Source organism: Mesorhizobium sp. M4A.F.Ca.ET.050.02.1.1, from assembly GCF_003997725.1.
Classification (GTDB): Bacteria; Pseudomonadota; Alphaproteobacteria; order Rhizobiales; family Rhizobiaceae; genus Mesorhizobium.
This window is the reverse complement of record NZ_RZSG01001229.1, coordinates 1-1,095: the sequence shown is the minus strand read 5'-3', so window position 1 is coordinate 1,095 and position 1,095 is coordinate 1. Positions and strand designations below refer to the sequence as shown.

Genomic DNA, 1,095 nt, shown 5'->3' with positions numbered 1-1,095 from the left:
GAAGTGCTCGCCGCCAAGGTGAAGCCGGCGAGGGCGCCGGGCGTCGACGGTATCAACTTCTACAATTACGGCCTCGTCCCCGCCGCGCGGCTCGACTGGGTCGGCGCGGCGCTGTCCGGCTGAGAAGCGGGGCCCGGAACGATATGCCGGCTGATGCATTTTGGCCCTGTGCCAATCAGCTGGAGACATCATGCGAATTGCCCATGTCGCGCCGCTCTACGAGTCCGTGCCGCCGAAACTCTATGGCGGCACCGAACGGATCGTCTCCTACCTAACGGAAGCGCTGGTCGCTCTCGGCCATGAGGTTACGCTGTTTGCCAGCGGCGACAGCCGGACTTCCGCGAGGCTCGTTGCCGGGCGTGAATGCGCGCTTCGCCTCGATCCGCGCCCGAAAAAATCAGAGATAGCCGCGCATCTGGCGATGCTGGCCGAGGTCCGCGAGCGGGCGCACGAATTCGACCTCATCCACTTCCACCTCAGCCATTTCCTGCATTTTTCCTTCTTCGCGGATATGGCCGGAAGGACGGTGACGACGCCGCATGGCAGGCTCGACTATGTCGACCTGGCGCCCACCTACCGGCGCTTCCCACGCTTTCCGATGGTCTCCATCTCACGCAGCCAGAGAGCAGGGCTGGCCGAGGCCAATTGGCTGGCGACGATCCACCATGGCCTGCCGATCGACATCTATCGGCCCGCTTTCGAGACCACGGAAGAGGAACCGTATCTTGCCTTTCTCGGCCGGCTTTCGCGCGACAAGCGGCCGGACCGCGCCATCGAGATCGCGCGCCGCTCTGGGTTGAAGCTGAAGCTGGCGGCCAAGATCGGTGACGATGATCGTGCCTATTTTCATGACGTTGTTGAGCCGCTGATCGACGGTGACCGCGTCGACTATGTCGGCGAGATCGCCGAGGACGAGAAGGCCGAGTTTCTCGGCAAGGCGGCCGGCCTGCTGTTCCCGATCGATTGGCCCGAGCCGTTCGGCCTTGCTCCGATCGAGGCGATGGCCTGCGGCACGCCATCGATTGCCTGGAATTGTGGCGCCTTGCCTGAGATCATCGATCAGGGCGTGACCGGATTTGTCGTCAATTCGATGGA

The 1,095-nt window shown here is 63.4% G+C and carries 1 protein-coding gene; it reads left to right on the top strand.

The annotated features are described in order from the left end of the window. Window positions 1-190 precede the first annotated feature (190 nt). The coding region (locus EOA33_RS36530; protein WP_145989542.1) for a glycosyltransferase family 4 protein at window positions 191-1,095 on the top strand (905 nt) is incomplete at its 3' end.